The sequence below is a fragment of the Trinickia sp. genome (genome assembly GCF_051961175.1).
In the GTDB taxonomy this organism is placed as follows: Bacteria; Pseudomonadota; Gammaproteobacteria; order Burkholderiales; family Burkholderiaceae; genus Trinickia.
The window spans coordinates 1-12,124 of record NZ_JBQCDN010000125.1; the positions used below are offsets into that span (position 1 = coordinate 1).

At 63.0% G+C, this 12,124-nt stretch carries 13 protein-coding genes and 2 pseudogenes; 7 read left to right on the plus strand and 8 right to left on the minus strand.

Annotated elements, in window-relative coordinates:
- Both ACTHL0_RS06970 and ACTHL0_RS06975 read left to right on the plus strand, forming a co-directional pair.
- The coding region (locus ACTHL0_RS06970) for a helix-turn-helix domain-containing protein (RefSeq protein WP_440565942.1) at window positions 1-179 on the plus strand (179 nt) is incomplete at its 5' end.
- Window positions 176-519: pseudogene (locus ACTHL0_RS06975) on the plus strand (HigA family addiction module antitoxin). The gene ACTHL0_RS06970 and the pseudogene ACTHL0_RS06975, both read left to right, overlap by 4 nt.
- A 346-nt stretch (window positions 520-865) precedes the next feature.
- Here the strand turns inward: ACTHL0_RS06975 and ribA are convergent.
- On the minus strand, window positions 866-1,513 hold the full coding sequence (ribA, locus tag ACTHL0_RS06980; protein WP_440565925.1) for a GTP cyclohydrolase II: 648 nt from the start codon (window positions 1,511-1,513) through the stop codon (window positions 866-868).
- A gap of 203 nt (window positions 1,514-1,716) precedes the next feature.
- Between ribA and ACTHL0_RS06985 the strand changes: the two genes are divergently transcribed.
- Window positions 1,717-2,193, plus strand: coding sequence for a CBS domain-containing protein (locus ACTHL0_RS06985; protein ID WP_440565927.1), 477 nt, complete (start codon window positions 1,717-1,719; stop codon window positions 2,191-2,193).
- A 71-nt stretch (window positions 2,194-2,264) separates the two neighbouring features.
- On the opposite strand, the gene ACTHL0_RS06990 is transcribed toward ACTHL0_RS06985, so the two are convergent.
- Window positions 2,265-2,588, minus strand: coding sequence for a DUF4148 domain-containing protein (locus tag ACTHL0_RS06990; RefSeq protein ID WP_440565928.1), 324 nt, complete (start codon window positions 2,586-2,588; stop codon window positions 2,265-2,267).
- A gap of 495 nt (window positions 2,589-3,083) precedes the next feature.
- On the opposite strand from ACTHL0_RS06990, the gene ACTHL0_RS06995 reads away from it, so the two are divergent.
- Window positions 3,084-3,791: a helix-turn-helix transcriptional regulator gene (locus tag ACTHL0_RS06995; RefSeq protein ID WP_440565929.1), complete on the plus strand. Its 708-nt coding sequence runs from the start codon at window positions 3,084-3,086 to the stop codon at window positions 3,789-3,791.
- Here the strand turns inward: ACTHL0_RS06995 and ACTHL0_RS07000 are convergent.
- A complete protein-coding gene (locus ACTHL0_RS07000; RefSeq protein ID WP_440565931.1) occupies window positions 3,754-4,083 on the minus strand; it encodes a hypothetical protein in 330 nt (109 codons plus the stop codon). The two genes, ACTHL0_RS06995 and ACTHL0_RS07000, sit on opposite strands and share 38 nt — an antisense overlap.
- 212 nt (window positions 4,084-4,295) lie before the next feature.
- On the opposite strand from ACTHL0_RS07000, the pseudogene ACTHL0_RS07005 reads away from it, so the two are divergent.
- A pseudogene (locus ACTHL0_RS07005) lies at window positions 4,296-4,784 on the plus strand (acyl-homoserine-lactone synthase); the annotation flags it as partial.
- A gap of 39 nt (window positions 4,785-4,823) precedes the next feature.
- On the opposite strand, the gene ACTHL0_RS07010 reads toward ACTHL0_RS07005, so the two are convergent.
- Complete coding sequence (locus ACTHL0_RS07010) at window positions 4,824-5,474, minus strand: DNA-3-methyladenine glycosylase (RefSeq protein ID WP_440565934.1); 651 nt, start codon at window positions 5,472-5,474, stop codon at window positions 4,824-4,826.
- Between the two features lie 47 nt (window positions 5,475-5,521).
- Complete coding sequence (locus ACTHL0_RS07015) at window positions 5,522-6,469, minus strand: delta(1)-pyrroline-2-carboxylate reductase family protein (RefSeq protein ID WP_440565936.1); 948 nt, start codon at window positions 6,467-6,469, stop codon at window positions 5,522-5,524.
- 297 nt (window positions 6,470-6,766) lie between these two features.
- On the opposite strand from ACTHL0_RS07015, the gene ACTHL0_RS07020 reads away from it, so the two are divergent.
- Window positions 6,767-7,621 carry a helix-turn-helix domain-containing protein gene (locus ACTHL0_RS07020; RefSeq protein WP_440565937.1) on the plus strand — a complete coding sequence of 285 codons (855 nt, stop codon included), beginning with the start codon at window positions 6,767-6,769 and terminating at the stop codon, window positions 7,619-7,621.
- A 95-nt stretch (window positions 7,622-7,716) separates the two neighbouring features.
- On the opposite strand, the gene amaB is transcribed toward ACTHL0_RS07020, so the two are convergent.
- The 3 genes from amaB to ACTHL0_RS07035 all read right to left on the minus strand — a co-directional run bounded on the left by amaB (window position 7,717) and on the right by ACTHL0_RS07035 (window position 11,578).
- Window positions 7,717-9,228 (minus strand): L-piperidine-6-carboxylate dehydrogenase, encoded by a 1,512-nt coding sequence (amaB, locus tag ACTHL0_RS07025; protein WP_440565939.1) that lies wholly within the window; start codon window positions 9,226-9,228, stop codon window positions 7,717-7,719.
- A gap of 12 nt (window positions 9,229-9,240) precedes the next feature.
- A complete protein-coding gene (locus ACTHL0_RS07030; protein WP_440565943.1) occupies window positions 9,241-10,491 on the minus strand; it encodes a PLP-dependent aminotransferase family protein in 1,251 nt (416 codons plus the stop codon).
- 67 nt (window positions 10,492-10,558) lie between these two features.
- Window positions 10,559-11,578, minus strand: a complete 1,020-nt coding sequence (locus ACTHL0_RS07035) for a DUF1338 domain-containing protein (RefSeq protein ID WP_440565940.1) — start codon at window positions 11,576-11,578, stop codon at window positions 10,559-10,561.
- A 220-nt stretch (window positions 11,579-11,798) separates the two neighbouring features.
- On the opposite strand from ACTHL0_RS07035, the gene ACTHL0_RS07040 reads away from it, so the two are divergent.
- Window positions 11,799-12,124: LysR family transcriptional regulator (locus ACTHL0_RS07040; protein WP_440565941.1), on the plus strand; the 326-nt coding region annotated here is incomplete at its 3' end.

The following is a 12,124-nucleotide window of genomic DNA, read 5'->3' on the forward strand; positions in this document are numbered from 1 at the left end:
CGGCAGCGAAACGCATGGGCATTCCGCAACCGAAGGTGTCCGGCATGATGCGCGGTGATTTCACCAACCTGTCCGAGCGCAAACTCATGGACTGCTTGAACCGGCTCGGCTACGACATCGAGATCAAGGTACGGCCGGCCGCCGAACCGATCGGGCATCTCACGCTCGCGGTTGCTTGATGCGAACCACTAATCCGCCGCACCCAGGCGAAACGCTGCGCGAAGACATATTGCCCGAACTGGGGCTTACGGTCAGGGAGGCAGCCGAGCATCTTGGCGTGCGCGCACTGCTCTGTCGCGCGTGCTGAATGGCCATGCTGCAATCTCGCCCGAAATGGCGTTACGCGTGGAGCAATGGCTGGGCATCGAAAATGGTGGGCGTGCCGACTTGTGGCTTGCCCAACAAGCGGCCTATGACCTTTGGCAGGCTCGCCAGAACGGTGTGCCGCATGTCGAGCGAGTCCGTCCCGCTACGCAAAGCAGACATCGATGTCATACCCCCAATCGGTCTACGTTGTAGTGGGGGAATCGAGTTCCTGTAAGGCACGCCGCAAGACATGACCGAGCTCGCCGTTCGTGTTGCCGCTCGGTCCGGGCGGTTCGTCCAGCGATCGCAGAAGTAGTGCCTTAATCTCGGAAACATAGGTGGACGCCCACGGTTCAGCGGATGCGTCGATCTGAATTTGTTTAAAATCAAGCAACTACACGCAGCCACCGGCATCTGGCCTTTCATTTGTTCATAATCTTCAGCGATCGCAGGAAAATTGCGCTGCCAAGCGAGCCCCGCGACACCAAATCTTATAAATCAAGCGATTGCAGACAGAACATCAAGGCCCAACAGCCGCTCACAAACCCCAGACCCCAACCTACTCATTCTCCTCGAAGTAATGCCCAAACTTCAGTTGCTTGGTGCGAATGTACCGTTCGTTCTCATCCCGCACAGGAATGGCCAGCGCCACCCGCTCGCACACCGGAATCCCATGCTTCGATAGCGTGTCGAATTTATCGGGGTTATTGCTCATGAGCCGCACGGACGACACGTTCAACTCGCGCAGAATCGCCGCGGCCGAGTCATACTCGCGCGCATCGTCCGGCAAGCCCAGTTCGAGGTTCGCCTCTACCGTGTCGAGCCCCTGCTCCTGCAATTGATACGCGCGGATCTTGTTCGACAAGCCGATACCGCGGCCTTCGTGACCGCGCAAGTACAGCAGCACACCGCGCCCTTCCGCGGCGATATAGCGCAATGCGAGATCAAGCTGCTCCCCGCAATCGCAGCGGTATGAACCCAGTACGTCGCCCGTGAGGCATTCCGAATGCAAGCGCGTCAACACGGACGACTGCCCGCTCACCTCCCCCATCACCAATGCCAGATGCTCGGCGTCCCCCGAAGGGACACGGTAGACATACGACGTAAACGTCCCGTAGCGGGTGGGCAAAGTGGCCGAAGCGGCAAGCGAGACGCATTGCGTCGCGTTTCCATTGCCGGCTTGGGGCGGCTGGGATGACGTGGGCATAACTGATCGATAGTGGCTTTGACGGTTCGCGCGCACCGACTGCCGGCGCGCGCACCGCGAGTTTAACGCTAATCGCCATTTCGGGCCGCTCAGCGCGGCCGCCACCCGCATCGCCAACGCCTATACTGAGAAACAGCCCCCGCCAACGCACGATTCAGCGGCGGCGCTTAACCCCGCCCCCCAACGAGAAGACGGAGACGCTCATGCCCAACGTAGCGCAGATTCTCAAGTCGAAGCTGGACGATCCGCAAGCCGCCAAGCGGATCGCCGAGCAGCCGGTCATTACGATCGACATCGATGCACCGGTCTACGATGCCGTGAAGATGATGGCCGAACATCACATCGGTGCGCTGATCGTGACGGAGGGCCCGGAAGGGAAAATCGCGGGCATCATCACCGAACGCGATTACGCTCGCAAGATCGTCTTGCTGGATCGGTCGTCCAAATCGACGCGCGTCGGCGAAATCATGACCCGGCAGGTCCTGCACGTGCGCATGAGCGATACGACCGAAGACTGCATGGCCTTGATGACCGAACACCGCATGCGCCACTTGCCGGTTATCGACGACGGCCGGCTCGTAGGTATGGTGTCGATCGGCGATCTGGTCAAAGCGATCATCTCCGAACAAGAGTTCACCATTCAACAGCTCGAGCATTACATTTCGGGCGTACATATCTAACCACGCGCGATACCGACGCCGGCCAGCGAACGAATCGAAGGACCAGCTGCGCCGGGGAACGGCTATCGCCGTCAAGCTCCGAAATAAAGCGAGCCCGGCCCCTTCGGCTCCCGCGAACCGGACTCGCTCTTCGGACCCCATTGCCGCGAGCCGTAGCCGCTCGTGTCCACGGCCGCCCGCCCTTCGCCCGCATCCTGCAGCAGACGCTGTTGCGCCGCCTCGATGTCGGCCGGGTAAGTCGTATCGCCGCCAGTGCCGCGATAGCCGGCCTGCGCCAGTTGCCGCATCTGCGCCTGCACGTGCGCGCGGGTGTCGCGTTGCGCTTGTTGTGCGAACGAAAACGCCGGTGCAGCCATTGCGCCCGCCAACACGCCCGCGATCACCATCGATCTCATCGTTCTCTCTTCCTCAGTAGGATTGCCTTGCCCGCCCAAGCAGCCCGGCACGAAACGCAGTCTACGGTTTGCATCGACGCGCGAACATGCCGCTTCCCGTTAATCACTTTTGCAGCAACCGCAAATATGGAAGCGGCGGCCACCAAAAAAACGGCACGTCAAAATAAATTGCTTTGCCCTGCCGGTGGAATCGGTTTAATCGAACAAACCACGAAACCGCTCAACAGATCATTCGGCCCCGGTCGCAAAATTAAGCCCTAACTGAAATCGATATCAAGCGCCCCTCGGTTGAGCGACTACTCAGAATCATCGATTTGAAGTCTGCGACACCTCCCATAGTCGAGGCCGGGCGCTAATATTCGTTTCGTCTGATATGATTTTGCAAAAAATGGAGTTACCCGAAATAGCACTTCGGTAAATTGGGCGATTTACCTGTTTCGGGCAAGTAATATTTTCGACATGCGAGGAAATATGCCGCGCCAATTTATTGAGGCAATGTCGCCGCTGTGGCGTGCGACAGATGAAAAATCGTGGTTCGAGGCGCTAGCGTTGCTGGGAAGAAAATATGGGTTCGACCACACGCTATTCGCCGTCGTGCCTAGGCCGGGCATGCGTTTCAGCGACGCGTACCTGCGCAGTACCTACGCGGAGAGTTGGCGCCAGACCTATGACGAGCGGGCCCTGTTCCGCATCGATCCGACGGTTGCGCACTGCCTCACACAAACGTCCCCGCTTATCTGGACGTCGGCCCATTTTGCCGAACAGAGCCAACGGCAAATGTACGAAGAGGCGTGCCAACATGGGCTTTGCACCGGCATTTCGCTGCCGATTCACGGCCCGAAGCAGGAAGTCGGCATGCTGTGCTTCGTGCGCAGCGAGCACGCCCCCCACGCTCTTCTGACCGCGCATATTCAGCGTCGCCTGCCAATGCTGACGCTCCTGCGCGATGTCGCGTTCGATACGAGCCAGCGTTTCCTCGACGGATACACCGAAAGGCTCGTACCGAAGCTGACGCCGCGCGAATATGAGTGCTTGAAATGGACGGCGCAAGGAAAGTCGACATGGGAAATCGCCAAGATTTTCGGCTGCTCGGAAGCGACCGTGAACTTCCACATGACCAACATTCGCAGCAAATTCGGGGTCAGCTCCAGAAGCGCTGCCGCGGTCAAGGCGACCCGAATGGGGTTGATCGATCCTGACTGACCAGTGCCGGCCGAAGCGCCGGCGGGCGCTTTTGCGAGACGGCGCGAAGGTCGTCGTCCGAAATCCGTGCCTCGAAATACAGCCGCAAGAGGATCATGACGGGTTTCGGAATATTCGCGCCTAGCTCGAAGCGGCTGCCGCGAGATTGCGTTACGCCGAAGCGGGCCCAAAAGGCTTTTTGGCTTTCCTTGGCCTGCTTGCGGTGAGTCTGAACGAATGCACTGTTGATTTCGGTCCGAATCGGCCGGGCCGCATCCTCGGCTTGCGGTTGACGAATATCGGATATGGACATGATTTTCACCTGATCAAGGACGTACTCGACACCGACATCATCCCAAGTGTCACCGGTGATTTGTACCTATCTTGCTTGACAGTTACCGCTAGCACGCAAAGTGCATATGGTCTACGCCCCGTAGGGCAAATGACATTCCGGGAGGAAGCTGGATGAATATGAAGATCACGATCGATAAACAATATGGCTTCGACCTCGACGCGCTGGCACAAATGTATCGGTTGCGTGCCAGGATTTTCGGCGAGCGCATGGGATGGGAAGTGGCCATTTTATCGGGAATGGAAATCGACGAATACGATGCGCAGTCGCCCCACTACATGGTTGTACGCGACGATGCCGATACAGTGTGCGGCTGTTGGCGGCTGTTGCCGACCCTGGGCCGTTATATGCTGCGCGATACGTTCAGCCAGTTGCTCTATGGCCAGGAGGCCCCCGCTTCGCCCCGAACCTGGGAGCTGAGCCGCTTCGCCATCGTATCGCCCGAGCAGGCCGGCTACGGCTTCGGCGAATTGGCGCTCGATGCGATGCGGGCCGTCGTCGCCTTCGCCGATCGGCGGCATATCACGAGCTACGTCACCGTCACCACGACGGCTGTCGAGCGTCTGCTCGTCCGCGCGCGCATCGCCACGCGCCGTTTCGGCCCACCCCTGCGCATCGGGAAGGTCAACGCCGTTGCGCTGTCGATCGACTTGGGCGAACAAACGCACGAGGCGCTGTTCGGCCGCGCTCGGCCGAATGCGTCAGCGCACGCGGGGCTCGAGCAGCCGCTTGGGGCCGCTGACGAATGCGCTGCCCGGTTCATAAAATCGCAGCAGTTCGTGCATTCCCCGGGAAAGGCCGATGCGCTTGGTGGCAGCGATGCGAGCGAGGGACGCATCGCCGTCGTTTGATCGCCCTACCCACAGGGGCCCGCCGCCGCACAGATCCGCGCCGTCCCATTCCGGCCCGATCGCAAACGCCGCACACAGGCGGCCCGGCCCGCGAGCAAGATCGACGACATCGACACCCGGCCGCCTGCGCTGCATGATGGGTACACCGTCAAGCGGCTCCACCGCCCGCAACAGGACGGCGGCCCCCTCGCCTTCCGGCTCGGCCGACATATTGATCATGTACGAGGCACCGTAGACGAGCTTCACGTACGCATGGCCCGGCGCGCGAAACAACGCGGCATTGTAGGGGCGCAGCCCTCGATAGGCGTGGTTCGTCGAATCGCCGACAGGATAGGCTTCGGTCTCGACGAGGCGCCCGCTCACGCGCCCCTCCAGCGAATCGTGCACAAGGTATTTCCCGACCATGAACCGAGCGAGTTCAACCGTATCCGAGGGCAGCTCCTCGCGCAGCAACGGCACGATGGGAACGGGGCAGCCCTCGCAGGCTGGCGATGGCATCATTCAGGCGCCCTCCTGTTTGTCCTCGCGAAGCCCGCGCAAGCAAATCGTCAAAGTACGGCCGCGCGCGCGACACGGCACGCGGCCAGATCCCAGGCGGCACAACCGACACTCTTGAAGACGACCGGCATCGTGCCCGCGCTACCCGCGCTACCCTCGTCCCGCTCGCCGACGCGCGCTCCGCCACGCGCCACCAAGGCATCGGCCAGCGCCGTTACACGGCCCCAGTCGATGCCCGCCTGAATGAAATCGCCGGCTTCATGCCGCGCCCCCGCCGCATCGTCGACGCACAACGCGCTGCCTTGCAACGTAACCGGACCGATCTCGGCCATTTCAGGGGTGAATGCCCCCACGCCGACGATTAACCTGCCAAGACGCGCAGGCTCGTCATAGACGGGCACCGTGCTCGTCGTGAGGGTAATGACCGCATCGACCGTCTCGGGGATCGAATCCCCTTCCTGCACGCGAACGTCGATGTCGTTGCCGTGCTCGGCGCAAAACGCCTGCGCGCGTGCGTCCGCACTGCCGCGAACGATCACCCGAGCCTCGGGATAGACCGCTGCCAACGCGCGCACGTGATGGGACGCTTGCGTGCCCGTCCCGATGAGTAAAATCTCACGCGGTGCCACCTGCAAGAACGTTCGCATAGCCAAAAGCGTCACGGCCGCCGTGCGCCGGCCTGTGACGGTCGGCCCGTCAAGCGCGAAGAGTGCTTCGCCACTGTCGGGATCGCACACGCTCACGTGGCCGTGAATGGTCGGCAGCGTGCGCGCCCGGTTGGCCGGACACACCGTCACGAGTTTATGGATCGCGAGATCGCGCGCCGCGGCGGGCATCGCGAGCATGATTCCGCCTTGATTGAGCGGCACGACGAGCCGCGCCGGGCTCGCTATCTCGCCCCGGGCGGCTTCCAGGCATGCCTGTGCAAGCGCATCGACAAGTACGGGAAACGGCGTGAGCCGGGCCGTTGCCTCGGCGTCGAAAAACTGCATTGTCATAGGGTTTTCTCCAATACGGGACCTGTTGCCCATGTCCCAATCGCCGCCGGGCCCACACAGGGCAAGGATACGGCCATACATGGCGTGCAAGGAATCGGGCATCTGCGAATGGCCTCGCGCCAGCCCATTGACCACCAGTAACGAACGTAACCTGTCGATACATATTTGACGCGGGCGGGCGGCGCGTTGCCCGTTAAAATACGCCCGCCTCCATACTTTTACGGCTGTGTCGCAGTGATGCGGCGCGACGAAACTCGTTCCGTGACCGCCATTGACGCCGCAGCACCCAGAAGCAGCATGACCACAGAAGCCACCTTAGCGGACTCACTCGTCGTTGCCGACCGCGTGCGCGCGCTGATGGTTCGCCATGGCATAGGCAAGCGGCAGCAGACGACTGAACTGTGCAGGATCCTTGATCTGAGCTTTTCGCAGGGACACCGCAAGCTGCGCGGCAGCAGCCCCTGGACACTCGCGCAAATCCGCAAGGTGGCGGAAGCATTCGGCGAGGCGCCCACGCAATTGTTCGGCGCGCAACCGAACGGGCTCGGCGCCCCTGGCGCCCAACCGCGCGAAGCCATGCTCAACATGGGCGCATTCGAAGGGCCCTGTGTCGCGTGGATCGGCGAACCGCTTGGCCCGCACGAACGCGCCGAATTCGTCGCCTACGGCGAAGGGGATCGCTGGCGGATCGTACGATGCGACGGGACGCCCGGCGAGCACGCCCACGAAGTGCTGAAGATCGAAATTCATCCGCGCCGCGGCGAAGCGCAACGCGCGACCGTTGCTGTGATCGACGCCGATCGGGCCGCCGCCGAAGCGCTGTCCGACTACCTCGTTCAGAACGGCTTCGAAGCCGTCGCCTATGATCGACTTGCCGCGTTCGCCGCAGCGCTGCATACCCAAACGTTCGATGCCGTCGTGACGGATTGGCGCTTCGACGAACATACGGCGGCGGTGGCGATCGAAGCGGTTCGCCGGTCCGCACAACCCGATGCGCCGATCTTCCTGTTGACGGGCGACCTCCTGACCGGCAAAGCGAGCGAATCGGAGATCAGCGAAGTCATCCGCCGCTTCGACGTGGCCTGCTACGAAAAGCCGGCCCGTCTGGCCATTCTCGTCGCCGATCTCTCGAAACGCCTGGGCCGCGCGTGAACCGCTCCCGCGCCGGCAAGCCGAGCTTAAGCCGCACCTGAGCTCGGCCCGGCGAAGCCGGGCTGCCACGCGGCTGGCCCTGAACGCACACCGCGTCACACGTCGAACTTCACGCCTTGCGCCAGCGGCAGTTCGCGGCTGTAGTTGATCGTGTTCGTCGCACGGCGCATGTAGCTCTTCCACGAATCCGAGCCCGATTCGCGGCCCCCGCCCGTTTCTTTCTCGCCGCCGAATGCACCGCCGATCTCGGCGCCGCTCGTGCCGATGTTCACGTTGACGATGCCGCAATCGCTGCCCGCCGCCGACATGAATTGCTCGGCTTCGCGCATGTCGTTCGTGAAAATGGCGGACGACAACCCCTGCGGCACAGCGTTGTGCACGCGAAGGGCTTGTTCGAAGTCGTCGTACACCAGCACGTAGAGAATCGGCGCAAAGGTTTCCCGTTCGACGACCGCCGTCTGCGCGGGCATGCGCACGATCGCGGGACGCACGTAGTACGCACCGTCGTGACCCACATCGACGCGATCGCCGCCCGTCACCTGGCCGCCGTCCTTGCGTGCCTCGGCCAGCGCCGCCTGCATCGCATCGAACGAACCGCGATCGATCAGCGGGCCGACGAGTGTATCGCCGTCGAGCGGATCGCCGACCTTGACCGATGCGAACGCTTTTTCGAGACGCGGCAACAGCGTTTCGGCGACGCTGCGATGCACGATCAGGCGCCGCAACGTCGTGCACCGCTGGCCCGCCGTTCCCACGGACGCGAATGTCACGGCGCGCACGACGAGGTCAAGATCGGCGCTCGGCGCGACGATCATGCCGTTGTTGCCGCCGAGCTCGAGAATGCTGCGCGCGAGCCGCTTGCTCAACGTCTGGGCCACTTCGATACCCATGCGCACACTGCCCGTCGCGCTGACGAGCGGGACTTTGTGCGAGTGCGTCAGGGCTTCGCCCACTTCGCGGCCGCCGATGATCAATTGCGCCAACCCCTCGGGGGCGACACCGGGGTGCGTACGATCGAATTCGCGGACGGCCTGCTCGAACAATGCCTGGCACGCGATGGCCGTGAGCGGCGTTTTCTCCGACGGCTTCCATACCACCGAATCGCCGCAGACAAAGGCAAGCGCCGCATTCCATGCCCAGACGGCCACGGGGAAGTTGAAGGCCGAGATCACGCCGCATACGCCCAGCGGGTGCCACGTTTCCATCATCCGATGGCCCGGGCGTTCGGACGCGATCGTCAGGCCGTACAGCTGACGCGACAGACCGACGGCGAAATCGCAGATATCGATCATTTCCTGAACTTCGCCGAGCCCTTCGGATCGGATCTTGCCCGCTTCGAGCGTGACGAGCCGGCCCAGCGCGTCCTTGTGCTCGCGCAGCACGTTGCCGAACACGCGCACGAGTTCGCCGCGCACGGGCGCCGGCACGGTTCGCCACTTCAGAAAGGCGGCATGGGCAGCATCGATCTTGCGTTCGGCGCTTGCGGCCGAATCGACGGCAAGCGAAGCGAGCGTCGCGCCGTCGCGCGGCGAACGGGCCGTCAGGGCGTCGCCCTTCAAGGGTGACAGATCGACGTTGAGCGCTGCGAGAATATCGTTGACTACCATCACATCCTCTTTTTAAGGAGTCGAGTTATAAGATAGCGCCGACGCGAGCCGACGCGCGCCTTCGAAGGCTTCGGCTTCGCTCGGCGCGGCAAACGACAAGCGCAAGCTGCTCCGGTCGGGTTCGCGGACATAGAACGCATGACCCGGCACGAACATCACATTACGCTCGATCGCGCGTTTGAGCACATCCGCCGCATCGCGTCCGCCGGTGAGTCTAGCCCAGACGAACATGCCGCCTTCGGGTGCCGAGAATTCGACATCGTCCGGCGCGAAATGGGCCAGTGCCTTGAGCATGGCCTCGCAGCGCGAGCGGTAAGCGCCCGCGATGGAACGCAGATGCAGTGTCAGGCTACCGCTATCGAGGTAGTGGCGCGCCGTCTCTTGCGAGAGCGGCGACGTGCACAGATCGCTCGTTTGTTTGGCGACAATCATCCGGCGCGCGATGGGCGCGGGCGCAATCGCCCAGCCGATGCGCAAACCGGGCGCGACGATCTTCGACAAACTGCCGAAATAAACCACCCAATCGCGCGCACCGGGGCAGGCGTCGGCCAATGCGAGAATCGGCGGCACCGGCGTGCCCGTAAAGCGCAATTCGCCATACGGATCGTCTTCGACCAATACGATCTGCCGCTGCACCGCCAGCCGCAGCAGCGCTTCGCGCCGCGCGCGCGGCAGCGTCGCGCCGGTAGGATTGGCAAACGTGGGCACCGTGTAAAGCAACTTGGGCCGGCCAGCCTGCGGCCACGCGTCGAGTTGCGCCGCCAGGGCATCGACGTCGATGCCATCGCGATCGGTGCGGACCGTGACGATATTCGCGCCTGCCAGCCGCAGCGCCTGGATCGCGGCGGGATAGGCCGGCTCTTCGATAAGCGCGGTATCGCCCGGCGCAATCAGCGTGCGCAGCAGCAAATCGAAACCTTGCTGCGAGCCCGTCGTGACGATGACATCGTCGGGGCTGCAGTTCACCTCCCGCGCGCCCATGAGTTCGGCGAGCGACCGGCGCAACAACGGCGATCCGGCCGTGTCGCCGTATTGCAGACACGTGATCGGGTCGTTCCGGTATGCCGTATGGAGCGCGTGCGCCAGCCCTTCGCGATCGAACAGATCCTTCGAAGGATAACCGCCCGCGAACGAAATCATGCCGGGGCGGCCCACGTACTTGAACAGTTCCCGGATCGGCGAGCCTTGCGGCGCACGGAACGGCGCCGCGAATCGGTACCTTTCGTCCGGCGTATCAAGACGCTCAAGACGCTCAAGACGCATCGTATTGCCTGACGTCATCGCATTCCTTTCTGCTCGGTCGCGCGGTGAGGGGGCGCGTCGCGTTCGATCACGCCGCCGCGGTCATTTTGAAAATGCCGGTGGCGTTGCCGGCATCGAAGCCCAAATCGAGCCCAACACGCCCGCTCGCCTCGTCGGCATACGTATCGCGTGTGATGAACTCGTAGAACGAACCGGGCACTTCAAGACGCACCGGCATACCGTCCTCGCCGCGAAAGACACGCACGACGCGGTCGGCCTGAAATGCTGTCTGTTTGACCCGCCCCGACTTCGACACTTCAACGCGTTCCTTGATGGGGCGGCCGAGGGCGCGCTGCGCATCCGCCACGGCGAATACGTCGGACACGCGATCGGTGGCGTGGTTGAACGCGTTGCCTTCCGTTGCGATCCACGCCATCTCGGCGGATTCCGCGAGCAGCGTCTGGTAATCCGCAAGGCGCGGCGCCCCGTGCTGCCGATCGAAACAGCGCACGAGAATCGTCAGCAACGAACAGGCGTCAAGCAGCGGCAACGCCGCGTCGCGTTCGAGCTCGGCCAGCCATGCGACCGCTTGCGGCGTGAGCGGATCGGCCGACGCGCCGACGACGTTCGTCACCGCTTGTTGAAACGCAGGCGAAAAGCGCTCGGGGTGCAGTTCGCTGACGAAGAATTGGGCGATATGCTCCGGGGCGTCGAGGTGCGCATACGAGCGCCCCGTCATCTTGATCCGGTCCAGCGGATACGTGCCGTTCAAGCGATAGCCGAGCGGCTTCAAGATGCGCGTGAACGCGGTTTCGCCCGGCGGCAGCGCGCCGCAATGCGCCCAACGCACCGTGCGCAGCGCGCCGTGATCGAACTGAACGCGCCCGCCTTCGCGCACGACGCCCTCAGTGTACGCACGCCCCGTCGGCACCCGTTTCAGCAAATCGGCGAACAGCGCCATGTTGAGCGCCTGCGCCAGTTCGGCGCGCGTCACGATGCCCGCCTCGCAACGCTCCATCGAAGGCGGTATATTCATCAATTGCACCAACTGCCTGGCGGCGCCCGCTCCGCAGGCGGCTTCCAGCATGGCGTCGAGATTGCCGTTCATTGCATCGTTCCCTGTTTGCGCCCCGTTTCCTATAGGGCGGCACGTCACTGGAAGGCCCAGGGGAGCGGCATACGCTCGCGTCGGCGCCCGCCGATCGATACGCATTGTCGCCGCCGCACTGCGTCCTCACAATTGATTTAAACTCACGACTTCATTCCTAAATTGCACCAACTACTGCTCGAATAGCGGCTGAAGCACTCCGATCGAGCAGGACGCCACGATGAGAAAAGGCATCCCCAATCTCGCCGCGCTGCAAGTATTCGAGGCGGCGGCCCGCCATGAGAGCTTTACGCGCGCGGCCGACGAACTCTCGCTCACGCAGAGCGCCGTGTGCCGGCAAGTCGCCGCGCTCGAAAATCGGCTCGCCGTCGCCTTGTTCCTGCGAATCAAGAAGCGGGTGGTACTGACGCCGCACGGGCGCCACTATGCCGCGCAAATCCGCAAGAGCCTCGAGCGCATCGAGCGCGACACGCTCGAACTCATGGCGCAACGCGGCATCGGGCGGGTGCTCGAGCTTGCGGTCGTGCCGACCTTCGCGAGTCAATG

What these genes read in the sequence shown, in the direction of transcription:
- ACTHL0_RS07020 (WP_440565937.1), top strand. Translation starts at nt 6,767, where the DNA reads ATGACCACAGAAGCCACCTTAGCGGACTCACTCGTCGTTGCCGACCGC.
- ACTHL0_RS07035 (WP_440565940.1), bottom strand. Translation starts at nt 11,578, where the DNA reads ATGAACGGCAATCTCGACGCCATGCTGGAAGCCGCCTGCGGAGCGGGC.
- ACTHL0_RS06985 (WP_440565927.1), top strand. Translation starts at nt 1,717, where the DNA reads ATGCCCAACGTAGCGCAGATTCTCAAGTCGAAGCTGGACGATCCGCAA.
- ribA (WP_440565925.1), bottom strand. Translation starts at nt 1,513, where the DNA reads ATGCCCACGTCATCCCAGCCGCCCCAAGCCGGCAATGGAAACGCGACG.
- ACTHL0_RS06990 (WP_440565928.1), bottom strand. Translation starts at nt 2,588, where the DNA reads ATGAGATCGATGGTGATCGCGGGCGTGTTGGCGGGCGCAATGGCTGCA.
- ACTHL0_RS07015 (WP_440565936.1), bottom strand. Translation starts at nt 6,469, where the DNA reads ATGACAATGCAGTTTTTCGACGCCGAGGCAACGGCCCGGCTCACGCCG.
- ACTHL0_RS06995 (WP_440565929.1), top strand. Translation starts at nt 3,084, where the DNA reads ATGTCGCCGCTGTGGCGTGCGACAGATGAAAAATCGTGGTTCGAGGCG.
- ACTHL0_RS07030 (WP_440565943.1), bottom strand. Translation starts at nt 10,491, where the DNA reads ATGCGTCTTGAGCGTCTTGAGCGTCTTGATACGCCGGACGAAAGGTAC.
- ACTHL0_RS07010 (WP_440565934.1), bottom strand. Translation starts at nt 5,474, where the DNA reads ATGATGCCATCGCCAGCCTGCGAGGGCTGCCCCGTTCCCATCGTGCCG.
- ACTHL0_RS07000 (WP_440565931.1), bottom strand. Translation starts at nt 4,083, where the DNA reads ATGTCCATATCCGATATTCGTCAACCGCAAGCCGAGGATGCGGCCCGG.
- amaB (WP_440565939.1), bottom strand. Translation starts at nt 9,228, where the DNA reads ATGGTAGTCAACGATATTCTCGCAGCGCTCAACGTCGATCTGTCACCC.